This window comes from Algibacter sp. 2305UL17-15 (assembly GCF_040720935.1).
Lineage (GTDB): Bacteria > Bacteroidota > Bacteroidia > Flavobacteriales > Flavobacteriaceae > Jejuia.
This window is the reverse complement of record NZ_JBFDAE010000002.1, coordinates 214,211-229,778: the sequence shown is the minus strand read 5'-3', so window position 1 is coordinate 229,778 and position 15,568 is coordinate 214,211. Positions and strand designations below refer to the sequence as shown.

General features: G+C 34.4%; 11 protein-coding genes and 2 tRNA genes. 7 read left to right on the top strand and 6 right to left on the bottom strand.

The window, feature by feature from the left end; translation table 11 throughout:
• The first annotated feature begins 2 nt into the window (after positions 1-2).
• The 3 genes from ABXQ82_RS02910 to ABXQ82_RS02900 are packed head-to-tail and all read left to right on the top strand — an operon-like array spanning position 3 to position 4,007.
• Complete coding sequence (locus ABXQ82_RS02910) at positions 3-1,430, top strand: sulfatase (RefSeq protein WP_367054579.1); 1,428 nt, start codon at positions 3-5, stop codon at positions 1,428-1,430.
• A 5-nt stretch (positions 1,431-1,435) separates the two neighbouring features.
• Positions 1,436-2,296: an alpha/beta hydrolase fold domain-containing protein gene (locus ABXQ82_RS02905; RefSeq protein WP_367054576.1), complete on the top strand. Its 861-nt coding sequence runs from the start codon at positions 1,436-1,438 to the stop codon at positions 2,294-2,296.
• 4 nt (positions 2,297-2,300) lie between these two features.
• Positions 2,301-4,007, top strand: a complete 1,707-nt coding sequence (locus ABXQ82_RS02900; protein WP_367054574.1) for a sulfatase-like hydrolase/transferase — start codon at positions 2,301-2,303, stop codon at positions 4,005-4,007.
• A gap of 85 nt (positions 4,008-4,092) precedes the next feature.
• Here ABXQ82_RS02900 and ABXQ82_RS02895 read toward each other — a convergent pair whose 3' ends face one another.
• On the bottom strand, positions 4,093-7,530 hold the full coding sequence (locus ABXQ82_RS02895; RefSeq protein WP_367054571.1) for a T9SS type A sorting domain-containing protein: 3,438 nt from the start codon (positions 7,528-7,530) through the stop codon (positions 4,093-4,095).
• 314 nt (positions 7,531-7,844) lie between these two features.
• Positions 7,845-10,403, bottom strand: a complete 2,559-nt coding sequence (locus ABXQ82_RS02890; RefSeq protein WP_367054569.1) for a DNRLRE domain-containing protein — start codon at positions 10,401-10,403, stop codon at positions 7,845-7,847.
• A gap of 210 nt (positions 10,404-10,613) precedes the next feature.
• Between ABXQ82_RS02890 and ABXQ82_RS02885 the strand changes: the two genes are divergently transcribed.
• The 4 genes from ABXQ82_RS02885 to ABXQ82_RS02870 all read left to right on the top strand — a co-directional run bounded on the left by ABXQ82_RS02885 (position 10,614) and on the right by ABXQ82_RS02870 (position 13,762).
• Positions 10,614-11,492 carry a TIM barrel protein gene (locus ABXQ82_RS02885; RefSeq protein WP_367054567.1) on the top strand — a complete coding sequence of 293 codons (879 nt, stop codon included), beginning with the start codon at positions 10,614-10,616 and terminating at the stop codon, positions 11,490-11,492.
• 176 nt (positions 11,493-11,668) lie between these two features.
• Complete coding sequence (locus ABXQ82_RS02880) at positions 11,669-12,007, top strand: hypothetical protein (protein ID WP_367054564.1); 339 nt, start codon at positions 11,669-11,671, stop codon at positions 12,005-12,007.
• Between the two features lie 72 nt (positions 12,008-12,079).
• Entirely contained in the window at positions 12,080-12,541 is a 462-nt protein-coding gene (locus tag ABXQ82_RS02875; RefSeq protein WP_367054561.1) for a hypothetical protein, read from the top strand.
• 18 nt (positions 12,542-12,559) lie between these two features.
• Positions 12,560-13,762 (top strand): T9SS type A sorting domain-containing protein, encoded by a 1,203-nt coding sequence (locus ABXQ82_RS02870; RefSeq protein WP_367054559.1) that lies wholly within the window; start codon positions 12,560-12,562, stop codon positions 13,760-13,762.
• A 71-nt stretch (positions 13,763-13,833) separates the two neighbouring features.
• Here ABXQ82_RS02870 and ABXQ82_RS02865 read toward each other — a convergent pair whose 3' ends face one another.
• The 4 genes from ABXQ82_RS02865 to ABXQ82_RS02850 all read right to left on the bottom strand — a co-directional run bounded on the left by ABXQ82_RS02865 (position 13,834) and on the right by ABXQ82_RS02850 (position 15,519).
• A complete protein-coding gene (locus tag ABXQ82_RS02865; RefSeq protein WP_367054556.1) occupies positions 13,834-14,379 on the bottom strand; it encodes a hypothetical protein in 546 nt (181 codons plus the stop codon).
• A gap of 201 nt (positions 14,380-14,580) precedes the next feature.
• Positions 14,581-14,799 (bottom strand): hypothetical protein, encoded by a 219-nt coding sequence (locus ABXQ82_RS02860; protein ID WP_367054554.1) that lies wholly within the window; start codon positions 14,797-14,799, stop codon positions 14,581-14,583.
• A 535-nt stretch (positions 14,800-15,334) separates the two neighbouring features.
• A tRNA-Pro gene (locus ABXQ82_RS02855) sits at positions 15,335-15,409 on the bottom strand.
• A gap of 21 nt (positions 15,410-15,430) precedes the next feature.
• Positions 15,431-15,519, bottom strand: a tRNA-Ser gene (locus ABXQ82_RS02850).
• Positions 15,520-15,568: the final 49 nt, after the last annotated feature.

Sequence of the window (15,568 nt, the reverse complement as noted above, 5' to 3'; positions counted from 1 at the left end):
TCATGAGGATTTCGAAATTAATTTTTGGTATGATACTTTTAGTATTCGTTTTCGGCTGTAAAACGAAACCTATTTCTTCAGAAAAACAAATTGATTCAGAAGCTACAAAACCAAACATTCTAATTATCCATGTTGATGATTTAGGTTTTCATGATTTAAGTATGAACGGAAGCCAAATCTATCAAACACCAAATATTGACGCACTAGCAAAACAATCCGTTGTTTTTAATAATGCATACGCTAATTATCCACGGTGTGTGCCATCTCGTTATGCAATGATGACAGGAAATTATCCTATTCAAAATGGAGATGTGCCAGATGATGGTTTTAAAATGGAAGGCATCCCAAATGATAAAAATTTTGTAAAAAACATAAAGGCTTCTGGGTATCAAACCGCTTATTTTGGAAAATGGCATTTAGGAAGTAAAGAAAGTTTAAAAGATTTTGGATACGATTTTAGTTTTGCTGCGGGTCATGCAGGTTCGCCAATTAGTTTTTTATATCCTTTTAATGTGGCCAAGCGCGGTAATGGAAAATCAAAAAAATCGCCAATTCCAGATGTAGATAACGTGAGTAAAGAAGGTGATTATTTAATGGATGTGATGACTGACAATGTGGTTAAATACATCAAAAACACAGACAAGAGCAAACCCTTTATGGCCATGTTTTCATTTTATGCGGTGCATCAACCTTTAGAAGCAAAAGACGAAGATATTAAACGCAATAAGGAAGACATCAAAAATTTTGACTTTGGGAATCAGCCAGAATTCATTTTAGAAGGAACTGGACGAACAAAAATGCGTCAAGACCATCCTAAATATGCCGCTATGGTAGAAACCATGGATGAAAACATTGGGAAATTAATGCAGCTATTGAAAGACTTAAAAATCGATGACAACACCGTTATTGTATTTTCTTCAGACCATGGAGGGCTTTCTAACGATGGCACAAAACAACGTGATTTAGCAACTTCTAACTACCCGCTCCGAGCAGGAAAAGGTTGGTTATATGATGGTGGCATTAAAGTACCTCTATTTGTGAAATGGGCTAATCATTTTCAACCTAAAGAAGATAATGCATCATTGGTAATGCTCATGGATGTGTTTCCAACACTTTTAGATATTGCTGCTAATAAATCTTTAAATACCAACGGAAAAAGTTTTCTTCCTGTATTAAAAAATGAAGAACAATGGGATGATAGAACTGTATTTTGGCATTCTAATAATGCAAGACCTGTAAATACCGGAGACACAAAATCTTCTGCTATAAGGAAAGGAAATTTCAAATTGATTAATTGGTATAAAGAAGGTAGAACCGAGTTATATAATATTGAAAAAGACCCGTCTGAAATGAATAATCTTTCTGAAGAAAAACCAGAGTTGACACAAAATTTATTGAACGATTTAAACGACTGGAAATCTGAATTTTAAAGTATATGAAATCTAATAATAAAAAAACACATTACTTAGGCTTACTTATAATTTTAATGTTAAGTTCGTCTATATGGTCTCAAAATTATAATCATATAAAGGCGGAGACCATCGAATACAAAAAAATAGATACCATTAGTCTTAAACTTCATATCTATAAACCAGAAGAATTCAATCCAGATAAAACTTATAACTGTATCGTTTTTTTTCATGGGGGTGGTTGGAACGGTGGCAGTCACAAAGCATTTAGGAGACAATCTCAATATCTTGCCTCAAGAGGAATGATAGCTATTTCAGCAGATTACCGCCTAAAAAATACTCATAACACCACACCCTTTGAAGCGGTAAAAGATGCCAAATCCGCCATTCGATATGTTAGAAAATATGCTAAAGTATTATATATAAACCCAAACAAAATTGCATCTGGTGGTGGTTCAGCAGGAGGGCATTTAGCTGCAGCTTGCGGTAATATTATAGGATTGGAAGAAACCAATGAAGATTTAACAATATCCTCAAAACCAAACGCACTTGTTCTATTTAACCCCGTTTACGACAACAGTAAAGCAGGCTATGGTTTTAGAAGAATGAATGGGAGATATTTAGAAATTTCACCGTTACATAATATTTCAAAAGGTGCTCCACCAACTATTGTGTTTTTTGGAACTAAAGATAAAACAACACCCGTTTCATCTTCAAAAGCCTATGAAAAAAGAATGCATGACGTTGGTAGTAGATGCGATTTGTTTTTATATGAAGGGCAAGAACATTCCTTTTTCTATAGAGGACAATACTTTACAGAAACATTACGCGAAACTGATATTTTTCTAGAGTCATTAGGCTATCTAACCGGAAAACCAACAATTTAAAACTATGAAACATTTACTGTCCTTAATTGTATTTATTTTATGTGTTTCTTGTAATTCGAAAAACGAAAAACAAGCTGCGGTAACATCTAAAAAAATGCAACCTAACATCGTTTGGATTGTAACAGAAGATATCAGTCCTACCCTATCCTTTTATGGTGATACTACAGCCAAAACTCCAAATTTGGATGCATTGGCGAAAGAAAGTTTGATTTTTGATAATGCCTTTGCCGTAGTTGGCGTTTGTGCCCCAACCCGTTCGTCTATAATTACGGGCATGTATCCAACAACGATTGGGACCATACACATGCGCACGGGACAAGATGTGATGGGTTTAGGAAAAAGAACTTACAAAAAAACAGATAGAGTAGATATTGAAGGGGATTCAATAATTCAATATTCGGCAGTAATTCCAGAAAACGTAAAATGTTATACCGAATATTTGAGAGCAGCTGGATATTACTGTACAAATAATAGAAAAACCGATTATCAATTTGCAGCCCCAGTAACAGCCTGGGACGAAAATAGTACTAAAGCACATTGGAGAAACGCACTAAAAGGTCAACCCTTTTTTTCAGTATTTAATATTGGCACCACCCATGAAAGTCAACTTTGGAAAAAGAGTGATTTACCATTAACCATAAATCCAAAAAATGTAAAAGTGCCTCCTTATTTCCCAGATAACGAAGCTACCCGAAATACCATAGCGAGACATTACAGCAATATTGAATTAATGGATACTGAAGTCGGTGCATTTATCAAACAATTAAAAGATGATGGTTTGTATGACAATACTATTGTTTTCTTTTATAGCGACCATGGCGGACCGTTGCCAAGACAAAAACGTGAGATTTACGATTCTGGTTTAAAAGTACCTTTTATGGTAAAAGGTGTAGCTGAAAAAGGCAGAACAGACCGTATGATTTCATTTGTAGATTTAGCGCCAACCATGTTAAGTTTAGCAGGTATTAAACCTCCAGAATATTTAGAAGGACATGCGTTTTTAGGCGAATTTGATTCCGAAGAAAGAGATTATATTTTTGGAAGTTCTGATAGGTTTGATGAATTCACAGATAGAATTAGAGCCGTAAGAAACGACCAGTTTTTATATTTACGTAACGACTTTCCTGAGTTGCCAAAATACAAAGATGTAGGTTACAGAAAGAATGTACCTATGATGTCCACTTTTCTGGAGTTAAGAGATGAAGACAAATTAAACGAGATTCAGAAAATTTGGTTCGAAACAAAAACCAATGAAGAATTATACGATTGTAAAGCAGATCCACACAACATCAATAATTTAGTTAAAAATCCAGACTATGCTTCGGTTTTAGCTGAAATGAGAACAACACTAAAAAAACATGTAAAAGATAGACCTGATTTAGGTTTGCAGCCAGAAGCACAACTGATAAACAAAATGTGGCCTAATTTTGAGCAGCCTGTTACCGCTACTGTCACGTTGAGTACTTCGACTGCGCTCAGCACAGGCTCTGTCGAAACGTCTCAAGGAAAGACAATAACGCTATCTTCAGAAACAAAAGGAGCTTCAATTGGGTATTATATTTCAGATAATCCTAATAATAAGCCAGATTTGACCAGCACATGGCAGTTGTATTCTAAACCAATTGCTGTTGCAAAAGGGAAAACGGTTTATGCTATTGCGCAACGTATTGGCTTTAAGGAAAGTGAGATTACAAGTCAGGAAATAAAATAGTAAACAGTCGCAGTCTCAGTTTACAGTTTCCAAAATGAGACTGTAAACTGAGACTGAGACTGCGACTGTAAACTGAGACTGATTACTATCTCTTCAATACTTTCTTAACAACACCTAAGTTGTCATCCCCTTTAATTTCAACAAAGTAAATTCCAGATTCACCTTGCAAACGAAGTTCTGTGTTTTCCAAATCGTCATAATGATGCGTCAAAATAGTTTGTCCTAATATATTGTAAACTCTGATGTTTACATTATTGTAGGTTTTGTTCAGATTTAAATTTATGACTCCATTTGTTGGATTAGGATATATACTAATCGTATTATCTACTATTTCATCATCACTTAAAGTACCTGTGTAAGTACGACCAACAACCTCTATTTCAGCAAGTTTTATCTTGATATTACTTGAATGTGAGGAGTGAATACGCATATAACGACCAATTGCATTCAAATTGTTTTGGGAAAATTTGAGTGTTGGCGATGAGTTTTTTTCATATTCATAATCAGATTCTGCTTGCGAACCTGCAAACGTGGTACTTGTAAAAGGTGTGTCTGAAATAAATACTGAAAAATTCTTAAAATGATTAGATGGCGTTTCTATACCAGCTCCATTAATTTCAACCGTATTCCAAATATCAAAATAACTGATGAGTTTTTGTTCGCCAAAATCTAAATCATAATAAGGCTCCATTTCATTTTTGGTATGCGAAAAACTACCCACAGGCACTAAACCTCTTTGATAATACTGTGCATTTATGCGTCCGTTAGTATTACCATCAATGGCTTTTTCTGCTTCCAATGTAATGGTTGCGGAAGGATGTGTACCATCATCATAACTCAAATTGCTTCTTGTAGAACTTTGAGACACAGTTGCCAAACGACTAATTAATTGATCTTTTGGTGCAAGTGCAGCGGCACTTTCCACTTGCGGACTTGCAAACACTCCAGATGCAGGGGCGTTCATGATTTTTACACGTACTGGAAATTCGGTATAATCAAAATCACGTCTGTTTGGTAAACTTTCTTTAATGATAAAATACAATTGGTCTCCATCATTTTCATCTTTATAAACGCCATTAACGGTAAGATATTCTTCAAATTTAGCATGTGAAGCAAACTGATAGATACGTTTTGGATACCCTTCCCTTAGATTACCTTGTGCCAATGCTTGTTGAATACCCATGTCGTAACTTCCAAAATCATCGGTAATCACACCGTCAACTTCAAAGCGTAAGGCATCTGCACCTACTTCAGCATAGTCAACTTCTAATGTAGAATCGTCTATAATTGTAAAAGTTGTTGGCCTAGAAACAATATCGCTTGAACTTAAATGAATGGTATTATCGGTATGTTCGGTATAATTAAAACTCGCATTAACGCTTGGGTTATCTACTTCCAATTCATAAAGATCACCAACGTTAATAGTTTGCATATCTACAAAAACCCATGGTGTAAAACCGTTATTTCGTGTTTTAGGCCCTTGTGAATTGTTCAATACCACTCTAGATACTTTGATACCATATTCTAAATCCACAAGTTTTATCCCTTCAAAGGTTTGATTGTGTGAATGTTTCCACATATCAATTCCTAAAGCATTACTGGCATTATCTCCAGAGATAAAAACATCTTTAAATGAATAATCTGCTTGGTAAGTAATAGAAATCCCTGTTTTAATTCCCCAGGCTTTAAAGCCATCAAAAATGGAACGTGTTTCGCTATTAACTCCCATATCACGTTCTATGGAACGTAAGCCTCTATTGGAATCTATAACCAAAGTATTTTCCATAATTAAGGCAGCTTCGACTGGCATAACACCATCGCCTTCCTTACTGTAACCGTTTGTACTTAACGGAAAATTATCAACCTCATAGCCAACTCTAGTAGTTGCCAAAGCCTGTGCATCCAATCGGTCTAAATTATTAATGGCATTATTCATATTAATTATACCAACACCTTGTTTTGTATCTGCAATGACGTTGTTTCTACACAATACTGCACGACCTTTCATAGCCAGTCCTTGACCAGAAAACAAATAATCATCATGATGTAAAGAGGCTACGTAAGGATCTACACTATGACCTTCGCTCACATTAACCACCAAATTGTTATCCCAAGTTCCCGTTTCACTTCCAGTTTCGGAAACAATTCCAGCACCAATAATTTTGTAAACTACATTGTTTGAAACATTGGCATGGGAATCGTGATGTGTAATTCCCCAACCTGGATTATCCCAAACCGCATTTCCAGTTACTTGAGCCATAGTTGCAGTAGCTGTTGCGCCCAATTTGTGTAAGTGAATAGAATAGCGCCCTCTAGGGTTGGTAACTTCGTTTACGGGAATAGTTCGCATTTCTGCACATTCTTGTCCTAAAGCTGATACTTTTGAAGTGAACACAACGGGCTCTAACCATTTGTCCCAAACAAAATCATCTAACAGTACTGATTTATCAGTCCTTCCCAATCTTAAAAATTGAGCATTTTTTATTTGAACATTCGTATCGTTATGCATTGCCATAACATGTCCTCTTTGTGAAACCACACTTGTTGAAGGTGATTTTATTAAGATGTTTCTCGTAAGATTCCCAACATAACAATGTAAATTATCTGCTGATCGTCCTTCGTGGTTTTTAGATAAATTGGAATCTAGAGTAAGTGTTGTACCGGAAATACTTTGAATCGCAACTTGGTCTTCGCCATTATTTGAAGCCCCAGCGTTGCCACCACTTGTGATAATAATATCGTCATTGGTTTCCCAACCTGTAGGCACTTCTGATAATTCAATACTGTTTTGACCAGAAGTAGCATCTGCTGCTAATTTTGCCATATTCAGTTTTTCCTGACCGATAATTTCCAACTGGCCCATGGTGACCATTCCCAAACTTAATTGTTTAGGATCCCAACCATAACGTCCTAAAACACCAGAACCATCATTGATTGTTGAGCCTACACCTTCTACAATTTGAAAGTTTCCGCTCTGTGCTTCTGAGAAAGTATTGTATCTATCATCACCTTGGCCAGTTCTGGTTTTAAAAGTAACCACACCGTTATCCCTAAAATGAGTTTCGGCTGCTGCAGACCAAATATTACTGCCCGCACGATAGGTTTCAATATCAAAAGGTTCTATATTTATAATGATGTCTCCATCTGAAGCATTATTTGCCAAAAATGTCACATAAGAAGAACTCATTGCAAAAAAAGTATCGAATTTTAGTCGCGTAGTTTGGCTAGAGTTTGTTTGTTTACAATTAAAATTTCCATCAACTCTAATGGCAAAAATATGATCTCCAGAAGAGCCTTCGTAATCTACAGTAATACTGGCAGGAATATATACGATGGCACCTGTTGAAGGTACCGTTCCAGTATTCCAAGTGGTGGTATCAAACCAAGAACCGTTTTGTATTGCTTGGTGTGTTGCCAAATTTGAGGGCAATGCATTCATCATATCCATTTGCGCTATCGCATTGGTTATAAATAGAAGACATAAAGTCGATAACAAAAGTTGTTTAATGTAGGATTTTCTCATATATATTTATTTCGTCGGTAAAAATAAACATTATGCCGATAAAATAGGTATAATTTTAGACTTTTTAGGTTTGTTTTAAGTCAGGCTATTTTTTAATTGACAATTTTAATCCTTAAATGATTGATACTATACGATCTTAAAAAGAAGGCATGCAGAAATTAAATTGACAAACTACTTTTGAATGTGCTTTTTCTATAACCATTCTTTAAGGTCATTACAAAAAAAGACTGCTTGTAGCAGCGTGCAATAAGGTTGATAAAAACAAAAAGCGACGTAAATTTGACGTCGCTTTTTTATTGGAAAATTTATGGTATTTATTGTTTTACTATTTTTTTAATAGTCCTATTGCCTTGGCTTTCCACTTCCATAAAGTAAATACCAGATTTGATATTTAATGGTATGGTTAACAAACTTTCATTAGTGGTTTTATGAATCAATAGTTGCCCAATACTATTATAAACACGTACTGTATTTAGTGCATTAGTTTTACTTGCAACAAAATTAACAGTTATTCTATCGGTTGCTGGATTAGGATATATTTTAACCGACGTAACGTTAGATGATGCCGCAATTTGCTTACCATTAGACCTTTTTGAAGTTGTACCTGCCACAGCAAGTTCTGGAGCAAAAGATCCTTCTTTCGTTGCTATTTTATATAACGTTGAGTTATTTCCTTTTAACACAAAACTTGCAACACCATCGCCGTTGACTTGATTAACGACATAGCTGGTCACATCAATTTCATTTGTTGCATTGTTATTTAGGGTTAACGTCCCAATTAAACCCGTAGAACTAGGCTTATTATTCCAAGTGATGGTGTTTTCATCCCAACTATCATTTGAAAGCTCATGCACTTTAACCGAACCATTATTACCGTCGTTTTGAATACGCAACACAATATTTCCTTGGGTCGTGGTTAAATCTGATACATCAAATTGAATATAGGCGTGTCTTTTTTTGTTGCTTTTACTTGTTTCTTTTATCTGCATGACAGAATTACTGCCATAATTATTTCCAGATTTATTCCCATTCCGTACATAAGCATCATTAGTGGCATCGACACTATTAACTCCGCAACTTGATGTTACAATGACATTAGCCTGACTTGCTGAAGTATTACCTACCACATTAAATGCTTTAACCCTAAAACTATAAGTAGTGTTTTCATCTAAATTTTCCGCATTAAAAGATGTGACATCTGGCGCAGTTGTTTCGTATAATGTGTGATTGCTTCCGTTTATACCTCGCATAATCTTAAATCCATCTTCATTATCTGAATTGTCGTCCCATGTGATAGCAATTGAGGTACAACTCGTTTCTACAGCCGCCGCGTTGGTAGGCGCTTCAGGTAAGGTTGGAACACTATCCATATTTTCTATGGCTCCTAAATCTGGATTAGAATCCCTTAGGTTTCCAAAAAAATCATCTGTTGGCGCAAAACCAGTATTGGCGATATCAATAGCTGGAGACCCAGTTTGTAAACCAAAATCCAATTGTGCAGTATTATTAAATAAGGGGTCGGCAATCGTTGTATTTACAGCAATAGCCGTAACATCTAAATCTTCTGTAACACTACCATTAATACCGAACACCAAATTATCCCGAACTTCTACATTGCTTTCGTTTGCTATGGAAATAGGATAGCCTTCCCAAGCATTATCAATATAAATAACGTTGTTGATAAATTTATTGTCCGCTCCACCCTGAGCACTAGCACCAATATTTCTACCTTGTTGCACCTCATTTGCATACGTTACAGTATTGGTGTAAGAATTCATAAAACAGGTATTGTTCACAAAATCTATGCGTAAACCCGTATTACTATGTACGCCACTAAAGCCATTCCAATAAGTTAAATTATTAGCCACTAAAATTCTTCCATTTAGCCATCCAGTATCATCGTTTGGATCATTAGGCGTACCATTATCATCAATATCATTTCGTTGTAAAGAAATCCCCTTACCTTCATCAATACGAGGTGTTATAAAAGTTTTAGTAGGCGCCCATGAATAAATTTCATTGTAATTATTATGCACCTTGTTTTTAGTGATAAAGATTTTTGTGGCATTGCTAGTATCAAAACTTAATGAGTTGGTAATTACCATACCGTGTGTTCCAGAATACGATTTTCTAGAGGTGCTATATACTTCGTTTCCTGTAATGTTTAGATAATCGCCGTCAGAAACCCTAAACCCATTTCCCGGTGTATGGTGTACCGTATTGTTTAAAATATCAATATGGTGCACTTTTGAAAAATACAGGCCACGCGTATCGGTATAGCTTGGTCTTTTTGAATTGTTTAATTTAGGCAAACTACCTTCTTGAGAATATAATGCTTCTACTTGTGCAGTTGTTGTTCCCGGTGGCACACGATGTTGTGTACTCGTACTACTTCCTATTCTGTAAAGAAATTGTAAAGAAAGTGCCGTTGAAAGGGGAATATTATCTACCTCCCCTTCTATTTCAAAATCCTTAATTATTAAATAAGAACTATTGGTAATCCTTAATATATTGGCACCGTCGCCTTTCAACACCGTAGCGTTATTGTATCCAGAAATGGTTATATATTGTGAAGCAGTACCATTTAAGTTGTTGATTTTTACGGTGTTCTCTGCATGCCAAATATGGGAATCGTTGATATTACCGGAATAGCTATAGTTAGGGTTATAGCTAGGGTTGTGGTATTCTCCAACAATATACATGGTGTCTCCAGCTTGAAGGTTTCCAACAGCTGCTTCAATGGTTTCATAAGCGCTGGCTAAACTTGTGCCATTGTTTGAGTCGTCTCCTGTTTGTTGATCTACGTAATACGTATTCTGTCCATAAGTAAAACTACTGATGAGCAGCATAAAAAAAGCATAATAATTTTTCATAATTTAATTTATTTGGTTGGTTAATAAATATGAAGCCACTAAAGTAAGGCATAAATGCACTACTCTGGTTTGAAAGTTGACTTATATAGTATGTTCAGCGTTAATTAGGGTTAAAAACGACTTTTTTTATCACTAGTTTGCATAATCATCTATAAATTGGCTGTTCATCTTAATCGATCGGAAATAATGGGATATATAAAATCTTTTTATATGATACTAATTGCATGTTCTTTTATGGCTATTGGAGGATGCGGTATGAGTAAACAAAAGACAGCTAAAACTAGTTCACTTTTTGATAAAACCAATTTAATCCCCTGGTCTATTGTTGGTTTTGATGTAAAGGAGCGCACACCCAAAGAACGCTTGGAAATGTTGGAACGTTTAGGCTATGATCAATATGCCTATGGAAACAGACCCAAGAATATTCCAACCATGCGCCAAGAATGGGAATTAGCCAAAGAAAAAAACATAGCCATAAAAGCTGTATGGCTGTACATCAATTTGAACAAAGACCAACCCAATACCCTAAAACCTGAAAGTGAAGCAGTATTTAAAAATTTAGAAGCTGTTGGATTAAAAACACAAATTTGGGTGGGGTTTGAACCTACTTATTTTGACACCTTATCAGAAGAAGAATCCTTAAGGCAAACTGTAGCAATAGTTCTATACCTATCAAAACGCGCAAAAAAATTAGGCTGTAAAATTGCGCTTTATAATCATGGCGGATGGTTTGGCGACCCAAAAAATCAATTAAAAATCATTCAAAGCTTACCAAAAGAAAATCTTGGTATTATTTTCAATTTTCATCATGCCCATGATGAATTAGAACACTATTCAAAAAACATCAAATTGCTACTGCCCTATTTATGGTGTGTCAATTTGAATGGTATGAAAAAAGAGGGGCCTAAAATCATCACGATTGGAAAAGGGAATCTTGAAAAAGATATGATTCAACAGTTATTGGATTTAAAATATTCAGGACCGTTTGGAATTTTAGGCCATGTAAAAGGAGGCGATCCCGAAGTTATTTTACAAGAAAACTTAGAGGGTTTATGGCAATTATTTCCTATTGAAAAGTTAATTTTTTAATTCAAATATATATCTTTAAACAAAGTGTATTTTACTAAAAACCAGCTTGTTTCTTCAACAATAATTTCAAATTCACGATTTTTAAACGCTATCAGACTATTATTAAACCTTTAAATAGCATAATTTTTAGAATTTTGTAAAGCACAAAACTACCACAACTAAAATTCAAAAGAATTATGAAAAAAATACTATTTACCTGTCTATTGCTTTTAGGTTTATCGGTTTCTGGATTTGCACAACCTAAAAACATCATACAAAAAGCAAACGAAAAGATTGAAGAATTAAATTCTCAAATAATTGCCATAGATACATCTTTAGCATTAACAGACGATCAAATAACCAAAATACAAACCCTTCATGTAAATAGGTTAAAGGATGTAAAACAAGCCAAGAAAAACGGTCAATCTAAAGATGATATCAAGCAGATAAACAAAAAATGCTTTCAGAAAATATTTAAGGAGATTTTAACAAAACCTCAGGTTAAGGCTCAAAGAGCTGGAAAAAAAAGAACCTAAGCTTAAGTTCTGTTAATAGCTACTGACCATAATGAAGCACTTAAAAATCCCATAATATTAATACTTTTAGCTATGTCATTAAATGTTGCCATCCAAATTACACCACAGCACATGATAATTAATATGGCAAGAGGTATTCATATAGGACATGTTTTGAGTGCTCCTGTGGCAGGTAATTGGACACCTGCATTTACGGAATCTTATTTTATTGAGGTTGCTGCTGAAAAAGCAAATAAAATTTTTAACAAAGATATTCGTATATATAAAGCTACAAATATTGGTTACAGATTAACAAAAACCCGATTAAAAGCAAATAATTATGTTAAAAGTTTAAAAACCCCTATATTAGCTAATTGCATAATTGATTTTACCATAAGTACCATTAAACTTTTAAATTTAAACGAGAGTTCGGTCGGCGGTACTGACGGAACTAATAATTACATATTAAAATTCCCTCCTTTAACTAAAGGTCTTTGCATGTCAGAAATAATTTTTGATAATGCAGAAACATCAAATTATAACCCTAATTATTAATTACTAAATACTTAAATCATGAAGAAAATTACATTTATTATTTTACTAACAATCTTACCTTTAGTAGGGTTTGCACAGTTTGATTTCACATCCTCGGATGATGGGTGGAATACTTTATTTCGTTTTACAGCTACTACAAATCCAACTTTTTATACACTTACTTCTGTTGTAGGAGATGGTGCAACATTAATTAATCCGAATGTTGAAATACCCGTGGCTGCTGGGATTGATGCAGATGTAAACAAATGGGTAGGTGTTACCATCAAAAATAATGATGCAACTGGACCAACTTACCTTCGCTTTGCATATCGGAAGACAGATGATTCCGGTTGGACACAAAAAAATTCAGTTATAACCTCTGGTGACGGATCATTTCAAACTTACTGGATAGATTTAACAAACTCCAATTGGTCTGGCACAAAAGACAGGCTAAGAATACAATTTAAAACAGCCAATGGTAGTACATCAGGTGCAGACTACATTATTCCCAGCGGCGCACAAATTAGTATTGACATAGATAAAATAGAGTTTGCAGCTTCCCCTACTACAACGCTCAAAGAAACTTTTAACTTTGATACAGATAATCTTACTGAAGGTTTCTTAGCTAATAACGGAAGTATTTCTGGTCCAACAGGAGGCATTTTAACATTTACGCCAACTCCAGCTAAATTTGCAAAGTTAGAACAAACATTTCATCATGCCGATGCTAGTGCAAACAAGTACGTTCATATTACATTAAAAAACAATTCTGCGCTAAATGACCAACTGCGCCTTGTTGCTGGTGGCTCAACCAGTACACAAGCTATGACTGTAAGCGATGGTACTCAAAAAACATATTCTTTTGATATGACTGGTGTTGTAGGATGGACAGGTAACCAAACATTCGTTATTGGTATAGGATCTCTTGCTAATGGAAAAGCGACTGATGCAGGAACTGTTGAGATTAGTTCAGTAGTTATTGACAATACTTTAAGTAGCAATGATTTTACCTCTGCTAATTTCTCAGTATTCCCAAATCCTGCTAGTTCTGTATTAAATATTCAAGGGGTTAACACTATTTCTAAAGTTGAATTGTTCAATATCACAGGAAAACAAGTTTTAAAATCTAGTAAACTCATCAATAACAGATTGGATATAAGCGGTTTAAAATCAGGATTATATTTAATTAATATTGAAGATGCCAACAATAACAGAGTAGTTCAAAAATTTATTAAGGAATAATAGTTCTAATTTTTTTAGACTAAACTAAAAGACCTCAACATCTAAAATCTTGAGGTCTTTTTTTGTTTGAACTATTCTTCCACTTGCAAATAATCACGAAAACCCAAAGGCAAAAGAGCTACATAACCCTCATAATTTCCCGAAGCACCTGCCAACAATAGCTTCCCTTTGTCCTTATCCCGATTCCCTAACAAGCTAATAACTTCTTTGTATTTTTCATAATTATTAAATGACCAAGACAAAAGCATATATGGCTTTGGATCATATTCACTTGATGATTTTTTCCATTTCGTCGCCCCTCCTACTATTATATAATATGCTTTTTGCTTAGAACCAGTAGCATTAAAAACAGGACTGTATTCAATATAATCAATCTTTAACGGCGATACCTGTACTCTTCCAAACTTAACATAAACATCTTGATATTTAGGATGAAAATCTTGAATTCCTTTAGCTACTATTACTTTAAATTTAGAAGGCTCTTTTACTTTAAGGTTCTTTTTAACTACGGAGTTTGTTGTTGTAGTTACATTCTTTTTCTTCGCTGAGGTTCTATCTTGTGAATATCCGCAAGTAAAAACTGAAATAGTAATTAATAATACTGCTATTTTTTTCATAATTTTTAAGTTTAATTAACCATTGTGCATTTTGATAAAATTCTGTCAGTTCGAGTGGATTTTACGATTGAAATGAGTAAAATTTGTATCGAGAATAAGAATTTTAGCTTTTTAATTGGTTCTCGATACAATTTTTCGTTCCTCAAAATCACTCAAACTGACACATTAACACTATTTTAAATTCAAAATGCACAACGAGTTTTAATAATAAATAGGCACTTCCGCTGAAGTATTTGTTTCCTTTCCTGACACAGCTGTTCTGCCATCTGCATTAAAATATATAGTAGTTCCGCCAATGGCACCAGAAATTTGAAAAGGTTCTTGGTTGCCAATGTTTTCAATATCTTGAGCTGAAATTGAAAAACAAAATATAGAATTTATTACCAGTAAAGTGATAATCTGCTTAGAAAAACATAACATGCTTTATTTTTTAAATTAACCCTAAAATGTGCAGCCTAAAAACAATACTCTATTTAAAAGTTTCTTTTCAAATTACTTACCAATATTCGTTTATAAATAAGTAATAAAACAATTTTGCTATTAATTAAAATCAATTTATTCAAAACAATTGATGTAAGTGAGAGATAATTCGATATACTATATCGATGGTACTTAATTAAGAATTATTTAGCTGATATTCAGTACTAATTTAGTAAAATTATTACAATGTTCAAATTTTCGATTAATTGTTAGATTTCTACTTGTATAGTAAAAAATATGGTTTTTTATTGTTTACTAAAAAATCTATCCCTTTTACAATGTTAGCTTGCTGTTCAGTAAAAAGTCAAATTGCTCTTAAAAGCACTTTATAATTTTGACATTTCTGGGAAGAAAGTGTACACCTAATTGCGTACCTTTTAGTTGATTTTAACAGGATATCAAATGAAATCATATAAAAAAAACTGATAATCTCTTGATTATCAGTTTTTTGATATAGGAATTAAACTATAATTTGTCGGGGTGGCAGGATTCGAACCTGCGGCCTCCACGTCCCAAACGTGGCGCGATAACCGGGCTACGCTACACCCCGAATTGATTATCTAATATTTTGCGGAGAGACAGGGATTCGAACCCTGGGTACCCTTGTTAGGGTACGACGATTTAGCAAACCGCTCCTTTCGGCCACTCAGGCACCTCTCCAATTCAATATAATTTCAAGAACTTGCGTCCTTATTTAGAACGCGGATGC

What these genes read in the sequence shown, in the direction of transcription:
- ABXQ82_RS02910 (WP_367054579.1), top strand. Translation starts at nt 3, where the DNA reads ATGAGGATTTCGAAATTAATTTTTGGTATGATACTTTTAGTATTCGTT.
- ABXQ82_RS02905 (WP_367054576.1), top strand. Translation starts at nt 1,436, where the DNA reads ATGAAATCTAATAATAAAAAAACACATTACTTAGGCTTACTTATAATT.
- ABXQ82_RS02900 (WP_367054574.1), top strand. Translation starts at nt 2,301, where the DNA reads ATGAAACATTTACTGTCCTTAATTGTATTTATTTTATGTGTTTCTTGT.
- ABXQ82_RS02895 (WP_367054571.1), bottom strand. Translation starts at nt 7,530, where the DNA reads ATGAGAAAATCCTACATTAAACAACTTTTGTTATCGACTTTATGTCTT.
- ABXQ82_RS02890 (WP_367054569.1), bottom strand. Translation starts at nt 10,403, where the DNA reads ATGAAAAATTATTATGCTTTTTTTATGCTGCTCATCAGTAGTTTTACT.
- ABXQ82_RS02885 (WP_367054567.1), top strand. Translation starts at nt 10,614, where the DNA reads ATGATACTAATTGCATGTTCTTTTATGGCTATTGGAGGATGCGGTATG.
- ABXQ82_RS02880 (WP_367054564.1), top strand. Translation starts at nt 11,669, where the DNA reads ATGAAAAAAATACTATTTACCTGTCTATTGCTTTTAGGTTTATCGGTT.
- ABXQ82_RS02875 (WP_367054561.1), top strand. Translation starts at nt 12,080, where the DNA reads ATGTCATTAAATGTTGCCATCCAAATTACACCACAGCACATGATAATT.
- ABXQ82_RS02870 (WP_367054559.1), top strand. Translation starts at nt 12,560, where the DNA reads ATGAAGAAAATTACATTTATTATTTTACTAACAATCTTACCTTTAGTA.
- ABXQ82_RS02865 (WP_367054556.1), bottom strand. Translation starts at nt 14,379, where the DNA reads ATGAAAAAAATAGCAGTATTATTAATTACTATTTCAGTTTTTACTTGC.
- ABXQ82_RS02860 (WP_367054554.1), bottom strand. Translation starts at nt 14,799, where the DNA reads ATGTTATGTTTTTCTAAGCAGATTATCACTTTACTGGTAATAAATTCT.